General features: G+C 61.0%; 15 protein-coding genes. 8 read left to right on the top strand and 7 right to left on the bottom strand.

Features of this window, described 5'->3' with window-relative positions; genetic code table 11:
* Positions 1–202 precede the first annotated feature (202 nt).
* The gene (locus HX807_RS08200) at positions 203–982 is read left to right on the top strand and encodes an IclR family transcriptional regulator (protein ID WP_177049711.1); all 780 of its coding nucleotides are present in this window, start codon (positions 203–205) and stop codon (positions 980–982) included.
* Between the two features lie 213 nt (positions 983–1195).
* Here the strand turns inward: HX807_RS08200 and HX807_RS08195 are convergent, their stop codons facing one another.
* Together HX807_RS08195 and HX807_RS08190 are read right to left on the bottom strand one after the other, a co-directional pair.
* Entirely contained in the window at positions 1196–2440 is a 1245-nt protein-coding gene (locus HX807_RS08195) for a saccharopine dehydrogenase family protein (protein ID WP_003211412.1), read from the bottom strand.
* A 29-nt stretch (positions 2441–2469) separates the two neighbouring features.
* Complete coding sequence (locus tag HX807_RS08190; RefSeq protein WP_003211413.1) at positions 2470–3567, bottom strand: carboxynorspermidine decarboxylase; 1098 nt, start codon at positions 3565–3567, stop codon at positions 2470–2472.
* Positions 3568–3751: 184 nt separating this feature from the next.
* Here HX807_RS08190 and HX807_RS08185 point away from each other — a divergent pair, with 184 nt between their 5' ends.
* Positions 3752–4414, top strand: a complete 663-nt coding sequence (locus HX807_RS08185) for a DUF2268 domain-containing putative Zn-dependent protease (RefSeq protein ID WP_177019936.1) — start codon at positions 3752–3754, stop codon at positions 4412–4414.
* Positions 4415–4633: 219 nt separating this feature from the next.
* Here the strand turns inward: HX807_RS08185 and HX807_RS08180 are convergent, their stop codons facing one another.
* From HX807_RS08180 to HX807_RS08165, 4 genes are all read right to left on the bottom strand, one after another.
* Positions 4634–5107, bottom strand: coding sequence for a GNAT family N-acetyltransferase (locus tag HX807_RS08180; protein ID WP_003210233.1), 474 nt, complete (start codon positions 5105–5107; stop codon positions 4634–4636).
* A complete protein-coding gene (locus tag HX807_RS08175; RefSeq protein WP_003210231.1) occupies positions 5100–5492 on the bottom strand; it encodes a GFA family protein in 393 nt (130 codons plus the stop codon). Before HX807_RS08175 ends, HX807_RS08180 begins: the two co-directional genes overlap by 8 nt.
* Before the next feature lie 75 nt (positions 5493–5567).
* The gene (locus HX807_RS08170; protein ID WP_003210229.1) at positions 5568–6656 is read right to left on the bottom strand and encodes a polyamine ABC transporter substrate-binding protein; all 1089 of its coding nucleotides are present in this window, start codon (positions 6654–6656) and stop codon (positions 5568–5570) included.
* 29 nt (positions 6657–6685) lie between these two features.
* Entirely contained in the window at positions 6686–7987 is a 1302-nt protein-coding gene (locus HX807_RS08165) for an FAD-binding oxidoreductase (protein ID WP_003210227.1), read from the bottom strand.
* Positions 7988–8104: 117 nt separating this feature from the next.
* Between HX807_RS08165 and HX807_RS08160 the strand changes: the two genes are divergently transcribed.
* The 6 genes from HX807_RS08160 to HX807_RS08135 all read left to right on the top strand — a co-directional run bounded on the left by HX807_RS08160 (position 8105) and on the right by HX807_RS08135 (position 16759).
* A complete protein-coding gene (locus HX807_RS08160) occupies positions 8105–8995 on the top strand; it encodes a LysR substrate-binding domain-containing protein (RefSeq protein WP_003210225.1) in 891 nt (296 codons plus the stop codon).
* A gap of 21 nt (positions 8996–9016) precedes the next feature.
* Positions 9017–9862: a LysR family transcriptional regulator gene (locus tag HX807_RS08155; protein ID WP_256349386.1), complete on the top strand. Its 846-nt coding sequence runs from the start codon at positions 9017–9019 to the stop codon at positions 9860–9862.
* Positions 9863–10251: 389 nt separating this feature from the next.
* Positions 10252–12540, top strand: coding sequence for a 5-methyltetrahydropteroyltriglutamate--homocysteine S-methyltransferase (gene metE, locus HX807_RS08150; RefSeq protein WP_177049709.1), 2289 nt, complete (start codon positions 10252–10254; stop codon positions 12538–12540).
* Positions 12541–12787: 247 nt separating this feature from the next.
* Entirely contained in the window at positions 12788–13285 is a 498-nt protein-coding gene (locus HX807_RS08145) for a sigma-70 family RNA polymerase sigma factor (RefSeq protein ID WP_003210217.1), read from the top strand.
* On the top strand, positions 13282–14229 hold the full coding sequence (locus tag HX807_RS08140; RefSeq protein ID WP_177049707.1) for a FecR domain-containing protein: 948 nt from the start codon (positions 13282–13284) through the stop codon (positions 14227–14229). Before HX807_RS08145 ends, HX807_RS08140 begins: the two co-directional genes overlap by 4 nt.
* Before the next feature lie 88 nt (positions 14230–14317).
* Positions 14318–16759, top strand: coding sequence for a TonB-dependent receptor (locus HX807_RS08135; RefSeq protein ID WP_177022009.1), 2442 nt, complete (start codon positions 14318–14320; stop codon positions 16757–16759).
* Positions 16760–16945: 186 nt separating this feature from the next.
* Here HX807_RS08135 and HX807_RS08130 read toward each other — a convergent pair whose 3' ends face one another.
* Positions 16946–18004, bottom strand: coding sequence for a HoxN/HupN/NixA family nickel/cobalt transporter (locus HX807_RS08130; protein WP_087692446.1), 1059 nt, complete (start codon positions 18002–18004; stop codon positions 16946–16948).
* Between the last annotated feature and the right edge of the window lie 73 nt (positions 18005–18077).

Raw genomic sequence — 18077 nt, 5'->3', positions numbered from 1 at the left:
AAGGAAAACGGATCGTCAGTACCGCGAGCGGTTACCGAGCAAACCGCAAGCTCTGTGCCATTTCGATTAAATAAAATCGTTTTACGCTACTGAAATTAAACAAAATGAACCATTCGTATCGGTATGCGATTTTTAGTGGTCGAATTTCGCGATTTCGTGTAGAAATATCGCCACGCTTGATCGACCTGACCGCGAGTTCGCCATGTCCGAAGAACGCAACAGCTTGCACAACCAATCCCTGGAAAAGGGCCTGTCGGTGCTCAAGGCATTCAGCGCCCAGCGCCGCAGCATGAGCCTTGCAGAGGTGGCCGAAGCCGCCGGCATGACCAAAAGCTCGGCCCAGCGCATGGTGTTTACCCTCGAGAGCCTGGGTTACCTTCGGAAACACTCGCGCACCCGTCATTACCAACTCACACCACGGGTGCTGGAGTTGGGCTTCAGTTATCTGGATGCGCATTCGCTGATTGAAGTGGCTAACCCGTTCCTCTCGGAATTGACCCGCCTGACGGGAGAAACCTCGTGCCTGACCGAGCCTGCGGGTTACGACATGACGTATATCGCGCGGTTTGTCAGCTCCGGCTTCGTGCCGGTACACATGCCGATTGGCTCGCGGGTGCCGATGTATTGCACGGCGTCGGGGCGCGCGTATCTGAGTGCGTTACAGCAGGATGAGGCGCTGGCGTTGATCGAGCACAGCCAGCGGGTGGCGCACACCAGCCAGACGTTGACTGAGGTCGACAGGATCATGGAGTCGTTGCAGCAGGTGCGCGAGCAGGGCTATGCGGTGAATGGCCAGGAACTGTTCCTGGGGGACATGACCATCGGCGCGCCGGTGCTGGGGGCGAACGGTCGGCCGGTGGCGGCGGTGCATGTGGTGGCGCCGACCAGTCGCTGGAGCCGGGCGGATGCAGAGAAGCAGTTGGCGCCGGCGTTGTTGCAGTGCTCAAGGGCGTTGAGCAATTCGGCCCGCAACCTGGAGTAACCCGCTCTCAAGAACACAGCAAATCCAAAATGTGGGAGCGGGCTTGCTCGCGAATGCGGTGTATCAGTCGCCAGATGCAGTGACTGGCACACCGCATTCGCGAGCAAGCCCGCTCCCACATTTTGATCTTCATTGTTCTTTGATATTTATGTGAGCCCCAACAAAAAATGCGCCCCTGAGGGCGCATTTTTTTGTTCGGTCAACTATCGCCTGTCAGGCAATCGCATCCCAGGCACGGTCACCGTTCTCGTCTTTGATCCGAGTCGGCAAGCCCATCACGTCCAGCGCCTTCAGGAACGGCTCAGCCGGCAGTTCCTCGACGTTGGCCATGTGCTTCACGTCCCACTCGCCACGGGCAACCAGCAGCGCTGCGGCTACCGGCGGTACGCCGGCGGTGTAGGAAATGCCCTGGCTGTCGGTCTCGGCGAAGGCTTCTTCGTGGCAGGCCACGTTGTAGATGAACAGCTCGCGTGGCTGGCCATCCTTGGTGCCCTTGACCAGGTCGCCGATGCAGGTCTTGCCGGTGTAGCCAGGCGCCAGCGACGACGGGTCGGGCAGCACGGCCTTGACCAGTTTCAGCGGCACGACTTCCAGGCCTTCGGCGGTGGTGACCGGTTTTTCGGAGAGCAGGCCGAGGTTTTTCAGCACGGTGAACACGTTGATGTAGTGTTCGCCGAAGCTCATCCAGAAACGCACATTGGGCACGTCGAGGTTTTTCGACAGCGAGTGCACTTCATCGTGGCCGGTCAGGTACAGGTTCTGCGAACCGACCACAGGCAGGTCGTCGGTGCGTTTGACTTCGAACATGGTGTTGCTGGTCCACTGGCTGTTCTGCCAGCTCCACACCTGTCCGGTGAATTCGCGGAAGTTGATTTCCGGGTCGAAATTGGTGGCGAAATATTTGCCATGGGAGCCGGCATTGACGTCGAGAATGTCGATCGAATCAATGCGGTCGAAATGCTTTTGTTGCGCCAGCGCTGCATAAGCGTTGACCACACCCGGGTCGAAGCCCACGCCAAGGATGGCCGTGATGTTCTTCTGTTTGCACTCTTCCAGGTGGTTCCATTCGTAGTTGCCGTACCACGGCGGGGTCTCGCAGACCTTGCCCGGCTCTTCGTGGATGGCGGTGTCGAGGTACGCCACGCCGGTGTCGATGCAGGCACGCAGTACCGACATGTTGAGGAACGCGGAACCGACGTTGATGACGATCTGCGATTCAGTCTCGCGGATCAGTGCCTTGGTCGCTTCCACGTCCAAAGCGTTCAGCGCGAAGGCCTGGATGTCGGCGGGTACCTTGAGGCTACCCTTGGCCTTGACGCTGTCGATGATGGCCTGGCATTTGGAGATGTTGCGCGACGCGATAGCAATACGACCGAGTTCGTCGTTGTGCTGCGCGCACTTGTGGGCCACCACCTTGGCGACACCTCCTGCACCAATGATAAGAACGTTCTTTTTCAATTGCTTTATCTCTCCTTTATCTGTCCGCTTTACGAAAGGCTGGACAGGTAGTCGTCGTAACCAAATTCACGAACCACTTCGACTGTACCGTCGAGTTGTTTCACTACGATGGACGGCATTTTCAGGCCGTTGAACCAGTTTTTCTTGACCATGGTGTAGCCTGCCGTGTCGATGAACGACAGTCGATCGCCGATGGCCAGCGGCTGATCAAATTGGTACTCACCGAAGATGTCCCCGGCCAGGCACGACTTGCCGCACACCATGTAGGTGTGTTCGCCATTGCTTGGCGCCAGCTTGGCGTTCAGGCGATAGATCAGCAGGTCCAGCAGGTGGGCTTCGATGGAGCTGTCTACCACGGCGAGGTTCTTGCCGTTGTAGAGGGTGTCGAGCACGGTCACTTCCAGGGAGGCGCTGTTGGTGATCGCCGCTTCGCCGGGTTCCAGGTACACCTGCACGTCGTACTTCTGCGAGAACGCCTTGAGGCGCTGGCAGAAGGCGTCGATGGCATAGCCTTCACCGGTGAAGTGGATGCCGCCGCCGAGGCTGACCCAGTTGACCTTGTGCAGCAGCGCGCCGAAGCGTTCTTCGATGGTGTTGAGCATCTGGTCGAACAGGTTGAAATCACCGTTCTCGCAGTTGTTGTGGAACATGAAACCGGAGATTTGCTCGATCACACCTTCGATCTTCACCGGGTCCCACTCGCCCAGGCGGCTGAACGGGCGCGCCGGGTCGGCCAGCAGGTAGTCGGAGCTGCTCACTTGCGGGTTGACGCGCAGGCCGCGGGTCTTGCCTTCGCTGCGCTCGGCAAAGCGCTGCAGCTGGCTGATGGAGTTGAAGATGATCTTGTCGCAGTTGTCGAGCATCTCTTCGATTTCATCGTCGGCCCAGGCCACGCTGTAGGCGTGGGCTTCACCTTCGAACTTCTGGCGACCCAGCTTGAGCTCGTACAGCGACGACGAGGTGGTGCCGTCCATGTATTCCTGCATCAGGTCGAACACCGACCAGGTGGCGAAGCATTTGAGGGCCAGAAGAGCCTTGGCGCCGGACTGTTCGCGCACGTAGGCGATCTTCTGCATGTTGACCAGAAGCTTCTGTTTGTCGATGAGGTAGTACGGCGTTTTGATCATTTTCAGAGCCTGCGGCGGTGCCTGCCAAAAAAGGACACGCATTGTGCCCGCACTTGGGACAGATCGAAAGGTTAGTCAGCGGAATTTGCTGGCCCGGTTATAAGCTGGCCTGTGAATATGACAGCCCGTAGGTATGATGAGCCGCTTTGATAACGGACCACGGCTTGGGCGACGAGAGGTGAGAATGGACGCATGGACGCTGCATTGGCTGGAAGCTTCGGGGAGCCTGGCGCAGTTTCGCCCGCAGCTGATCCGAGAGTTTGAGGTCGCCTACGAGGCAATCGCGCAACTGCTGCCGCCGCCGCGGCTGGACATCCTGATCCAGCGGTTGCCGGGGGAGACCCTTCCGGAACTCGGCCTGGTGGGCCGTGCTTATCGCAGCACGATGTTCAGCATGACCCTTGATCCCGATAACCCGAATTTCCTCACCAGCCTGCGAAGCGGTGCATTGCGTCGACACGTGGTGCATGAGGTGCACCATTGCCTGCGCATGGCGGGCCCCGGTTATGGCTGGACGCTGGGGGAGGCGATGGTCAGTGAGGGCCTGGCCGGGCAGTTTGTGCGGCAGGTGCTGGGCAGTGAGCCGGAGTTGTGGGAGCGGGCGCTTGCCCCCCAGGAACTGCTGAGTGCCCCGGTAGACCGCCAGCTTCTCGAGGCCACGTATTACGACCACAGCGAATGGTTCTTTGGTACCGGCGCGCGGCCAAGATGGCTGGGGTACACGCTGGGCTACCAGATGGTGGAAACCTGGCTGGCAACGCAGGGCGACGTGGACGCCGCCACATGGGTCAATGTACCCGCCCAAGACATACTCGCCAACGCCGCCAAAGCGGGGTTGGTGGCCTGACTTTGAAACACAAGCCCACCAAACACCCCCTATCCCCTGTGGGAGCTGTCGAGCCTCAGCGAGGCTGCGAAGGCGGCGGCACAGCCGATAAATAAGCTGCCTGACACACCGCTATCGCAGCCTCGCTAAAGCTCGACAGCTCCCACATGACAAAAACGCACCCACACTGACATCAAACCGTCATCTCCCCCCGAACGTATTCAGGCCGGTTGTCGTTGATCACCTGCATGAAGCCTCCTGATCAATTAATGATTTAGCGTGAGTTGCATGTTCGTCCTGTACCGGCTCAAACCCGCAGCGCAGATAAAAGCTTGCGCCCTCGTGGGTGTCGGTAGACAGGCGCACGACATGGAAGGATTGCGCCGCGCGTGCCAAAAGCTGGCCTACCAACGCTTTGCCCACCTGGCGTCCCCTTGATGCCTGTGCGACGTACACCCGGCGCAGCCTGCCAACCTCCGGACCGGCGTAAGGGTCATGGGACAAACCGCCAACGGCGATCAACTGCCCGTTGCTGAATACACCCAAAAGACATTCGCCTGGCTGGTCAAAACGGTTGGCGCCGCTGGACCACTCTGCAACGAGTCGCGTGAGAAACCTGAATCCTTCGGCGACGGCTTCTGCTTCCAATACCAGGATCTCTTCGGGCAACGCCGAGAGGGTGCGTATCGACAAACCGTCCTCTGATTCAGCCACTGCGATTCTCCAGATCCAGCCAAGCGGCCTTGGAGTCAACGCAGGAGTGCTCCTGCTTGCCAGGCAAGAGCGGCGTATCGAGTGTAGCGATTGCTATCGAGACCCAGTCTGGGTAAACACCATTGATATCGGACCAGAACATCGACGAGCCGCAGCGTGAGCAAAACTCACGAAACACACCCTCGGAAGATTCATAAGCCTTGAGCGTTTGCAGCGAAGACTCGATGTGCACCGACGATTTCGGAGCACTCGCGTATGTCGCGAAGGCGGAGCCATGACTCTTTTGGCATTTTTTGCAGTGGCAATGCGTCACAGCTTTCAGCGGTGTCGATACTCGGTAGCTGACCGCGCCGCACAGGCAGCTACCCTGGTGAAGTCCTTCCATGTTGATTCAATCCCAAGCTCAATGGAGTGACTATACCGCTCTCCCATGAGCCTTGAGCAAGTCCGGTTTTCGGTATCACGTATTGGTCTTCAACTTGGTCCACAACCGAGTGGCCAGCCGCGCAATCGCTGGCGGCAGGTCCTCCACGATAAACAGCTTGTCCATCACGCTTTTCGGCGGGTAGATCGCCAGGTCTTGCTTCACCTCAGGGGTCACCAGCTCATCCGCCGCGCTGTTGGGGTTGGCGTAGTGGATGCTGTTGCTAATGTTGGCAATCACCTTGGGCTCCAGCAGGTAATTCATATAGGCATAGCCGTTTTTCTCGTGCGGTGCACCCTTGGGCATCACCACCATGTCCAGCCACAATGTCGAGCCTTCGTCCGGGATCGAGTAGGCGATGCTGATACCGTTTTTCGCTTCCCTGGCGCTGGCGGCAGCCTGTACCACGTCGCCGTTAAAGCCGATCACTGCGCAGATATTGCCGTTCGCCAGGTCGCTGATGTACTTGGAGGCATGGAAGTACTGGATGTAGGGGCGGATTTTCAACAGCGCCTGCTCGGCCTTTTTGTAGTCGGCCGGTTCGTGGCTGTGGTGCGGCAGGCCCAGGTAGTTGAGGGTGATCGGCAGGATCTGCGTGGGGTTGTCGATAATCGCCACGCCGCAGGCGCTGAGTTTCTTGATGTTGTTTTCATCAAAGAACAGGCTCCAGGAATGGGTGACGTCGGTGGTGCCGAAGATCGCCTTGATCTTCTCGACGTTGTAGCCAATCCCCGCCGTGCCCCACATATACGGGAAGCCGTACTGGTTGCCCGGGTCGTTGGTCTCCAGCTTTTTCATCAGCAACGGGTCGAGGTTTTTCCAGTTGGGCAGTTGGCTTCGGTCGAGCTTCTGGATCGCCCCGGCCTTGATCAGCCGCGAGAGGAAGTGGTTGGACGGGCTCACCACGTCATAACCGGTATTGCCGGTCATCAGCTTGGATTCCAGCACTTCATTGCTGTCGTGAATGTCGTAGGTCGCCTTGATCCCGGTCGCTTTGGTAAAACTGGTCAAGGTGTCATCGGCGATGTAGCCGTTCCAGTTGGAAATGTTCACTTCTTCGGCGGCGTACACAGCCGCCGGGAGCGCGCTGAGGATGACCGCCAGGGACAGACTGTTGATGTGCATGTGAATCACCTTTATCGAGGTTTCTTGTTCTAGATTTCTGTCCGTGCTCGAACCGTTTCCACGCCCATACGCAGCATGGCACCGATGTCGAACAACGGCCGGGGTGGCAGCCAGCCGGGCTGTGCCCTGTGCATCACAGAGTGCAGGAGCGAGGAAGTCTGGCCCGACGCCCACTCGGCCAGCAGTCGACCCCACAGCGTGCCGCGGGCCACGCCTGAACCGTTGCAGCCCGCGACGGCATACAGGTTGCTTTCGACCCGCGCGAAATACGGTTGACCGCTGCGGGAGGCGCTCAAGTGGCCGGTCCAGGTGTAGTGGATGTCTTGTTCGGTCAGCCACGGGAAGCGTCGCTGCATGCCCTTTACATGGTGTTGGCGCCGGTGCAACAGGTCGCCGTTGGACAAGTCCCGGGTGCGGTACTCCGCTGTGTTGCGGATCATCACCCGATGGTCCGGTGTCAGGCGCACCGTGGCACCCAGTGGCCGCGTGGACAGCACGCCCCACGGTTCCACTGCGCCGATCCGGCGGTATTCCTCATCGCTGAGAGGGCGGGTGAGGCTGGCGCTGAGTTCCATCGGGAACGTCGCACTGGCCTCAAGGCCCACCCGTGGAATAAAGGCGTTGAGGCACACCAGCACCTGGCCGGCTTCAATGCAGGCGTCCAGGCCGTTGGCGCGAATGCCGCCATTGGCCATGCGCTCAAGGCCGGTGATGTCGGTGTTCTCATAAAGCGTCACGTTGTCCGGCAGCGCTTCGAGCAAACCCTTCACATACTTCGCCGGTTGCAGCAAGGCGTTGCCGTGGCCGCACCAGATGGCGGCCTGGTAATGCTCGGTGCCGAGTGTCTGCGCGAGTGCGGCACCTTGCAGGAACTGCGCTGAAGCACCCGCGGCACGCAAGGTCGCCAACTTGGCATCCACATGCGCAAGCTTGTCGCGATCGTGCACGGCGAAGTAGTAGCCGCTGTCCCGAAAGTCGCAGTCGATGGCATGGCGGGCGATGCGCTCGCGCACTTCATCGCTGGCTGCGCGGGAGATCGCGGTGTCCACCTCAAAGTCAGCGAAGCCTGCGTTGCCCATCAGTTCACTTGCAGCGGGATGCTCATGGGCCACCACAAAACCGGAATTACGCGCTGAGGCACCTTGGGCGGCGCGCTGGCGGTCGACGATCACGATGCGCGCCTCGGGGTGCATCTCGGCCAGGTTGTGCGCCGCACACAAACCGGTGATGCCGGCGCCGATCACCAGCCAGTCGGCTTTTTGTAGGCCGGTGAGTCGGTCCCGGGCGGGGAGGCTTTCAGTCTGGGCAATCCAGCCACATGTGTTTTCCATGAAGATCCTCGGCTGTATGCGTTACTGGCATAAATAAGTTCGGGCTGCAGCTGGAATCTATAGGGCCTGCGGTGATACAACCAACGTTATAAAATCATCCAGCCATTCGGAAAACGCATGGATAACATCCGTCACGTGCCTTCGCTGCAGGGCCTTCAGGCGTTGGTTGAAGTCAGCGACTGCGCGAGCTTCACCGTGGCTGCGCAGAAGCTGTGCCTGACCCAAAGCGCGGTGAGCCGCAAAATCCAGCAACTGGAAAGCCATTTCGGCGTGCCGATGTTCACCCGGACCAGCCGCAGCCTGCGCCTGACCTCCGAAGGTGAGCAGGTGCTGGCCAGTGCCCGGAGCATCCTGGCGCAACTGAAGGGGCTGGAGGATCGGCTCTCGCCTCGTAAACGTCCGTTTCGCATCCGCCTGCATGTGTCGCTGGCGGTGCGCTGGCTGCTGCCCAAGCTCAGCGATTTCTATCGCAACCATCCCGATATTTCCCTGGCAATCGAGACCGTCGCCACCGAGGTGGTCGAGCCGGCGAGTGACAGCGATGCCTACATCCTTTACCTGCCCAAGCCCGACAACGATCCTGCGCGGCTGACCTTGTTCCACGAATCATTGGTGCCGGTCTGCGCGCCGGGTTTGGGGCCACTGGCTTCCGTGGAACAGCTCGAACACTTTGCGCTGCTGCATCGTTCAGCCGACAAGCAGGACTGGATGACCTGGCTGGCGGCCAATGGCGCGCGGTCGCTGGACGACTACCGGCATATCCCGTTCAACCTTGACGAATTGGCGCTGGATGCCGCCGCGCGCGGGCTTGGGGTGGCGATGACGGATCTGACGCTGGCGGCCGAGTCGATCGAACGGGGTGTGTTGGTGGTGCCGTTTGGTCAGCCGCTGGTGACCGGCGGGGTGTATGCATTGTGCTTGCAGTCATCGGCGGCGTCACACCCGGGCTGCGTGCTCATCATGCAGTGGTTTGGTCAGCAGGCGCGGCATGCTAACGTCACGTCTTGACTCTCTATCGCCAGCCCATCCATGAAAATGCCCGATATCGACGCCATCCAGGCGTTCGTCCTGGTCGCCGAACTCAAGAGCTTTACCCGCGCTGCCGATGCTATCGGCGGCACCCAGGCGGCTATCAGCCTGAAGATAAAACGCCTCGAAGAAAGCCTTGGCCGCAAGCTGCTGGAACGCACGCCGCGACGGGTCACGCTGTCGGCCCATGGCCAGATGTTTTTGGCCAGTGCCCGCCGCTTGCTGGACAACTACCAGGAAGCGATGAACTGTTTTGGCCCGCAGAAACGCACCTTGCGCGTGGGCGTCAGCCACCACATTGTCGGCGCCGATCTCAGCCTGTGGCTGCGACGTTTGGCGACCACCGACCCGGACGTGATCGTGGCGTTCAGTCTCGGCACCTCGCGGGATATGTTGATGAACTACGAGCAGGGCAAGCTGGATGTGGCGATGATCCTGCGGCACGACAACCGTCGCCAGGACGGCGAAGTGGTGGGCATCGAACGCTTTGGCTGGATGGCTTCCCACGACTTCGAATTGCGCCAGGGCGGGGCGTTGCCCCTGGCGATCCAGCCGGAACCCTGCGGCATGCGCAGCATGGTGATGGGGGCGCTGGCCGAGCAGAACCGTGCCTGGGAAGAGGCGTTCGTGGGCAGCGGGATCCTGGCGATCGGCGCTGCTGTGGTGGCGGGGATTGGCATCGGTGCGATGGTTGGGCGGATGGCGCCCGGTGGCTGCGTCGACGTGGAGCAGCGTTTCGACCTGCCGCCGCTGCCCAGTCGCGAAGTGGTGCTGTATACGGCGCAGCGGGACTCTCAGGCGCAAGCGTTGATCCGCACGTTGAGCGCCGATATTCCCGCCGATTGAACTAGAAAATCAGACGCCCGGCCCAGGCCATCAGCAGCGCCAGACTGCCGATGCCGAGGAGTGTGAGCCCAAGGGCTACGAAGTGAACGAGGAGGGTGGTCAGTGGCGGCTGCTGTTCCATGTGGGGGCTTCCTTGGGGCTTGGGAAGCAAAAGTATGCTGAGCGGCCGTGCACCGAAACAGACGCTGCCAGCTATTTCAGTGATAAGCAAAACGAAGCCCCACCCACTCCCGTGCCCCATGGAGCGTGAGCGCCGCGCGATCACTCAAGCCTGGGCGGTGCATTTCATCATGAGTGGAACTTGTGATCATCTCAAATAAAATGAGTTTGTCTCACTATCACTCGATCCCGACAATGGCTCCCATACAAACACATTGGAGCTTTACGTCATGGCTGTTGCCCATTCCCTTGGATTCCCGCGCATTGGTCGCGATCGTGAACTGAAAAAAGCGCAGGAAGCGTTTTGGAAGGGCGAGCTCGACGAAGCCGGCCTGCGCGCCGTAGGTCGTGAACTGCGCAAGACGCACTGGGACCTGCAAAAGAAAGCCGGCATCGAACTGTTGCCCGCCGGTGACTTCGCCTGGTATGACCAGGTACTGACTCACTCGCTGATGTTCGGTGTGATCCCCGAGCGTTTCCGCCCGGCCGACGGCAAAGCCACCCTGCACACCCTGTTCGGCATGGCCCGTGGCGTCAGTGACAACTGCTGCGGCGGTGCCCACGCCCAGGAAATGACCAAGTGGTTCGACACCAACTATCACTACCTGGTCCCTGAATTCAGCGCCGACCAGCAATTCCAGCTGGGTTGGGAGCAACTGTTCGAAGAGGTCAAGGAAGCCCGCGACCTCGGCCACACCGTCAAGCCGGTGGTCATCGGCCCGCTGACCTACCTGTGGCTGGGCAAGGCCAAGGGTGGTGATTTCGACAAACTCGACCTGCTGGACCGCCTTCTGCCGCTGTACGGTCAGATCTTCCAGCGCCTGGCGGACCTGGGCGTGGAGTGGGTGCAGATCGACGAGCCGATCCTGGTGCTGGACCTGCCGCAGGATTGGAAAAACGCCTTCGAGCGTGCCTACAACCTGATCCAGCGCGACCCGCTGAAGAAGCTGGTGGCCACCTATTTTGGCGGCCTGGAAGAGAACCTCGGCCTGGCAGCCAACCTGCCGGTGGACGGCCTGCACATCGACCTGGTGCGTGCACCGGATCAGTACCCGATCATCCTCGATCGCCTGCCGGCTTATAAGGTGCTGTCCCTGGGCGTGGTCAACGGCCGTAACGTATGGCGCTGCGACCTGGAAAAAGCCCTGGCCACCTTGCAGCATGCTCATGAGCGCCTGGGTGATCGCCTGTGGGTGGCGCCATCCTGCTCGTTGCTGCACAGCCCGGTAGACCTGTGCCGTGAAGACAAGCTGGATGCCGAGCTGAAAAGCTGGCTGGCGTTTGCCGTACAGAAGTGCGAAGAAGTGGCGGTGCTGGCCCAGGCCGTGAACCAGCCTGAAGCGCCGAACGTGATCGCTGCCCTGGCCGAAAGCCGTGCCGTGCAGGCGGCCCGTGCCGCTTCGCCGCGTATCCACAAGCCGGCGGTGCAAGCCCGTGTGGCGGCGATCACCGCCAAGGACAGCCAGCGTGACTCGCTGTTTGCCCAACGTATCGAGAAACAGCGTGCCGGCCTGAACCTGCCGCTGTTCCCGACCACCACCATCGGTTCGTTCCCGCAAACTGCTTCGATCCGCCTGGCTCGCCAGTCCTACAAGGCCGGCAAGTTGAGCGAAGCCGAATACGTCGAAGCCATGCACAGCGAGATCCGCCACGCTGTCGAAGTGCAGGAAAACCTTGGCCTGGACGTATTGGTGCACGGTGAGGCCGAACGTAACGACATGGTCGAATATTTCGCCGAACAGTTGGACGGTTATGTATTTACCCGCTTCGGCTGGGTGCAGAGCTACGGTTCCCGTTGTGTGAAACCGGCGGTGATTTTCGGTGACCTGAGTCGTCCGAAAGCCATGACCGTGGAGTGGATTCGCTACGCCCAGGGCCTTACCAACAAGGTGATGAAGGGCATGCTGACCGGCCCGGTGACCATGCTGATGTGGTCGTTCCCCCGTGAAGACGTGAGCCGCGAAGAACAGGCGCGGCAACTCGCCCTGGCGATTCGTGACGAAGTGGTGGACCTGGAAGCCGCCGGGATCAAGATCGTGCAGATCGACGAAGCCGCGTTCCGCGAAGGCTTGCCGTTGCGCCGGGCGCAGTGGAAGGAATACCTGGACTGGGCCACCGAAGTCTTCCGCCTGTGCGCCTCCGGTGTGCGCGACGAAACCCAGATCCACACCCACATGTGCTACAGCGAATTCAACGATGTGATCGAGTCCATCGCGGCGATGGATGCCGACGTGATCACCATCGAAACCTCGCGCTCGGACATGGAACTGCTGGAGGCATTCGAAGCCTTCGCTTACCCGAACGACATTGGCCCAGGTGTGTATGACATCCACTCGCCACGGGTGCCGGATGCCTCGGAAATGGCCAACCTGCTGCGCAAGGCAGCCAAACGCATCCCGGCCGAACGCCTGTGGGTCAACCCGGATTGCGGCCTGAAAACCCGTGGCTGGCCGGAGACTGAAGCGGCGCTGATTCACATGGTGACTGCGGCGCGTCAACTGCGGGCTGAACTGGCCTGATCCAACACCCGGAATCACACGCCGGGTGAAGCTCAAAAATGTGGGAGCGGGCTTGCTCGCGAATACGGAGTATCAGCCGCTGGAGATGTCGACTGACCCACCGCATTCGCGAGCAAGCCCGCTCCCACATTGGGTCACCGGCGTTATCAAAATCATGAAATTGCCAGCATTACCCCGCGCAGACTAGAATGCGATCAATTCTTAATTACGCTTGGGTCTCACCGCCCGGCACGCCCCGGTGATCGGCATGTCGTCTCCCCTCAATCTGCATATCCAGGACCTGTACTGCGAACACCATGGATGGTTGCACCGTTGGCTGGACCGCAAGCTGGGCAACGCCAGCGATGCCGCAGACCTGGCCCATGACACGTTCATGCGCCTGCTCACCCGGCAAACCAGCACCCACCTGGGCGCCGAACCACGGGCGTTGCTCACGCATATCGCCAAGGGCCTGATGATCGACAGCTGGCGCCGCCAGGAAGTGGAACGCGCCTACCTGGAAACCATCGCCCACCTGCCCGAACAGCATGTACCTTCGCCGGAAACCCGCTGGCTGATCCTCGAAGCGCTGTACCGCATTGAGGCGATGCTGCGGGATCTGCCGGAAAAAACCCGCCAGGCCTTCCTGATGTCGCAGATCGACGGCCTGAGCTATCAGCAGATTGCCGATGCCCTGGGTGTGTCGCTGATTTCGGTCAAACGCTACATGCGCGATGCCTTCCTGGCCTGCCTGAGCGTGGCATGAGCCAGTCGATTGATCCGCTGATCCTCGGTGAAGCCGCCGACTGGATGGTGCAGTTGCAATCCGGCAGCGCCACCGATGAAGACCGCCGCGCCATCGCCCAGTGGCAGGGCCGCAGCGCCCTGCATGCCCAGGCCTGGCAACGGGCGCAGGCGATTCTGGGGGACTTCAACAGCGTGCCGGCGGCGATTGCCGGCGATACCTTGAAGCGCATCGGGCGCAAAAAATCCCTCGGCCGACGCCAGGCGCTCGGGTTGTTGCTAGCGGCCGGTCCGGCGGCCTGGCTGGCGTATCGGCAGGTGCCGTGGCAGCAGTGGACCGCCGACCAGCACACGGCCATCGGCGAACAAAGGAACCTCACTTTGCCCGACGGCACTCGCTTGCTGATCAACACCGGCAGCTCGCTGAATATCGCGTTCTCCGAGCAGGTGCGGCGTATCGAGCTGCTCAAGGGCGAAGTGCTGATCACCACCGCCAAGGATTCGGCCCATCGCCCGTTCATCGTCCAGACCCGCCACGGTACCGCCAGGGCCTTGGGCACCCGATTCAGTGTGCGGGTGGGTGAGCTGGCAAGCCGAGTGGCCGTGACCGAAGGCGCGGTGGAGTTGCTGGCGGCGCATGCCGGCCAGGGGGTGATCGTCAAGGCGGGCGAGCAGGGCGCCTTCAGTGTTGACCGGGTAGCCGCCGTCGAGCCGCTGGATGTCAGCACCCTGACCTGGGAGAACGGCATGCTGCTGGCCCAGCATATGCGCCTGGCGGACCTGCTGGATGAGCTGGGGCGTTATCGCGCCGGCGTATTGCGCTGCCATGCCTCGGTTGCCGACCTCACGGTGTCGGGTGCGTTTCCCCTGCGCGATACCGATGCCAGCCTGCACCTGTTGCAGGAAACCTTGCCGGTCAAGGTCAGCAGCCTGACGGGGTATTGGGTGACGGTCGAGCCGCGCTGATCTTTTTCAACTTTCGCTGATACCTTTTTCGTTGTCGCCCGGTGTAGGGGAGAACCCTCAACATTGCTCCGCGCCGACAGGAATGCCCATGACCGCCAGACCGCTCCCGTACTGCCCCCGTCCGTTGAAGGCACTGAGCCTGGCGGTCGCCCTTGCCGCCGTCGCACCGTTGCAGAACGCCCAGGCAGAAGATGCTGCGCCAAGCAGTGCGGCGCGCAGCTATAACATCGCGGCGGGGCCGCTGGGGAATGTGCTGGCGCAGTTTGCGGCGTTGTCCGGGGTGCCGTTGTCGTTCGATTCCACGTTGCTCAACGATCAACAAAGCCCGGGGCTGCAAGGCAGCTACAGCGCACAATCGGGTTTTGCCCAGTTGCTGCAAGGCAGCGGCTACACCCTGCAAGGCACCGGCACCAACGGTTATACCGTGGTGCCCCAGGCCAGCGGCGGTGCGTTGGAGTTGGGCGCCACCACCATCAGCGGTGAAGCGAGCGGGGCGCAGGCAGACACGTATGCCGGTGGCCAGGTGGCACGTTCTGCACGCCTCGGCGTGTTGGGCAATCGGTCCATCAACGACGTGCCATTCAGCGTGGTCAGCTACACCTCGAAAACCATCGCCGACCAACAAGCGCGAACCGTCGGCGACGTATTGCTCAACGACGCGTCGGTGCGCCAGTCGTCCGGGTTTGGCAACTTCTCCCAGGTGTTCACCATTCGCGGGCTGCCGCTGAGCACCGATGACATCGCATTCAACGGCCTGTACGGCGTGCTGCCCCGGCAGATCATCACTACCGAAGCCCTGGAACGGGTGGAGTTGTTCAAGGGCCCGAATGCCTTCGTCAACGGCGTGTCGCCCTCGGGCAGCGGGATCGGCGGCAGCGTCAACCTGGTGCCCAAGCGCGCTGAAGACACGCCCACCCGCAGCGTCACCCTCGATTACGCCAGCGACAGCCAGGCCGGCGGCCACATCGACCTCGGCCAACGCTTTGGCGAAGACAACCGCTTTGGCGCCCGGGTCAACCTGGCGCGGCACGGCGGCGAAACCGCTGTGGATGACGAAAACAAAAGCTCGCAGTTGATCGCCGTTGCCCTGGATTATCGCGGCGAGCGCTTGCGGGTCTCCACCGACTTTGGCTACCAGAAAGAACGCATCAATAACGGCCGCTCGGTGGTCTACCTGACCGGTACCAAAGTGCCCAGCCCGCCGTCGGCCAAGGACAACTACGCCCAGGACTGGAGCTGGTCGCAGCTGGAAGACACCTACGGCATGGTCAACGCCGAATATGACTTGAACGATAACTGGACGGCCTACGCGGCAGGTGGCGCCAAGCACACTCGGGAGAACGGCCAGTATTCGTCGCTGTATGTCGCCAACGATGGCAGCGCCAAGGTGGGCTTCCTCTATTCACCCCATGACGAAGACAACAAAAGCGCCATGGCCGGCTTGAACGGGCACTTTGCGACGGGGCCGGTGACCCATCAGATGAACTTCGGGCTGTCGGGGATCTGGGGCGAGCAGCGCTCGTCCTACGAGGCGATACTGCAAGCCAACCGCCAGCCCGGCAACCTGTACGACCCGACGCAAACGCCGCGACCTACCAACACCTATTTCGGCAGTGATATTCACGACCCGCGGGTTGTCGGCAAGAACCGCATCAAGAGTGCGGCGGTGTCCGACACCCTGGGCTTTTTGGATGATCGGGTGCTGTTGACCCTGGGCGTGCGGCGCCAGACCATCGAGGTGGACAGTTGGAACACGGCCACGGGGGCACGGGGTACACCGTACTCCGAGTCCATCACCACACCGGTCTATGGCCTGGTGATCAAGCCATGGGAGCACGTGTCGTTCTACGCCAACCGTATCGAAGGCCTGGCCCAGGGCCCGACGGCGCCACTCACGAACGTGACCAACCCCGGCGAAGTCTTCCCGCCCAAGCGCAGCAAGCAGACGGAAGCCGGGGTGAAGCTGGACTGGGAAAACTATGGCGCCACGCTGGGTGTGTACCGCATCGAACAGCCGAACAACGCGACCACCCGGTTCCCGGGCCAGAAGTTCGATACCTTCACTGTCGACGGTGAACAGATCAACAAAGGCGTGGAACTCAACGTGTTCGGCGAGCCCATCGACGGCCTGCGCCTGCTGGCCGGTGCCACCTGGATGGACACCGAACAGAAGAGCACTTCCAACGGCGCCACCGACGGCAACCGCGCCGCGGGTGTGCCGCGCTTCCAGTACAACATCGGTGCGGATTGGGATGTGCCGGGCATCCAGGGTGCGGCGGTCAGCGCACGGATGCTGCGCACCGGTGGCGAATACGTCAACGCCGCCAACAGCCTGAGTATCCCGGCCTGGACCCGCGTCGACCTGGGGGCGCGTTATGGCTTCAAAGCGGATGACAAATACATCACCCTGCGCGCCAACGTCGAAAACGTAGCGAACAAGGCGTACTGGTCGTCGGCGTCGACGGCCAATAACTACCTGACCCAGGGTGAGCCGCGGACAGTGAAATTGTCGGCGACGGTGGATTTCTGAGCCTGGAAAACCCTATCAGGTGAATGGACAACCCGTGGTGAGGGAGCTTGCTCCCGCTGGGCTGCGAAGCAGCCCTAAAAAAAGGACACGGTGTTCTTCAGGTGGCTCTCGATTGCCTTATTGGGGCCGCTTCGCGACCCAGCGGGAGCAAGCTCCCTCGCCACAACAAGGCTGAATGTCCCTCGGTCAACCCGCATTCACTTCAATCCGGTCAAAGCCCTTGAGGCGATACAGCATCACCGAGATCGCCCAACTGGCCACGAAGATCCCGATGATCATGTAGCCCAGCATCCCGAAACTGTCGTTCAGCGAGCCGATAAAACTCCAGAACGATCCCTTCAGGTCCAACTGGTCACCCATCAACCCCAACGCCTCGATACTGCCGATCACCACCGCAACCACCACCGATACCAGGGTGATGGTCATGTTGTAGTAGATCTTGCGGATCGGCTTCATGTACGCCCAGCCGTATGCCCCCAGCATCAGGTGGCCGTCCAGCGTGTCCACCAGGGACATGCCGGCGCTGAACAGCAGCGGGAACACCATGATCGCCCACGGCGACAGCCCTTGAGAGGCCTGGGTCGCAGAAATCCCCAACAGGCCGATCTCGGTGGCCGTATCAAAGCCCAGGCCGAACAGGAAACCCAACGGGTACATATGCCAGCTGCGGCTGATCAGGCGAAACACCGGGCGGAAAATCCGCGCCATGAAACCCCGGTCCGCCAGCAGCAGGTCGAAGTCGTCCTCCACATACGCACCGCCCTGGCGCACATGGCGCCAGGCCTTGTAGATCGCGTGCAGGATCACCAGGTTCATCAAGGCGATGACCAACAGAAACGAGGCCGAGACCGACGTGCCGATCACCCCGCCGATGGCCTTGAACCCTTCAAACCGCGCCTGCATCACCGAGGCCGCAAACGCGACGCCAATGGATGCCAGGACCACCACCGAAGAATGTCCCAGGGAGAAAAAGAAGCCCACCGCCACCGGACGTTTCTTTTCCTGCATCAGCTTGCGGGTCACGTTGTCGATGGCGGCGATATGGTCGGCATCCACCGCATGCCGCAGCCCGAAACCGTAGGCCAGCAGCGCGGTGCCGAGCAGCACCGGGTGCTCATGGAACGCCACCAGCGCCCAGATCCAGGCGACGACGTTAATGCCGATCAACAACCCGTAGATGCCAAACAGCTTGGCGCGAACCTGGGTGCTGGAGTCACTGAAAATCTGGGCAAGGCGTAGGATCATCAACACTACCTGTGTGCGGTGGAAACATTCAGACACGTTCCGAAACTTTATAGATTTTGTTTAGAGTGATGAT

Source organism: Pseudomonas sp. D8002 (assembly GCF_013385695.1).
Taxonomy (GTDB): domain Bacteria; phylum Pseudomonadota; class Gammaproteobacteria; order Pseudomonadales; family Pseudomonadaceae; genus Aquipseudomonas.
The sequence above is the reverse complement of the archived record's forward strand: the minus strand, read 5'-3'. Positions and strand labels throughout refer to the sequence as shown.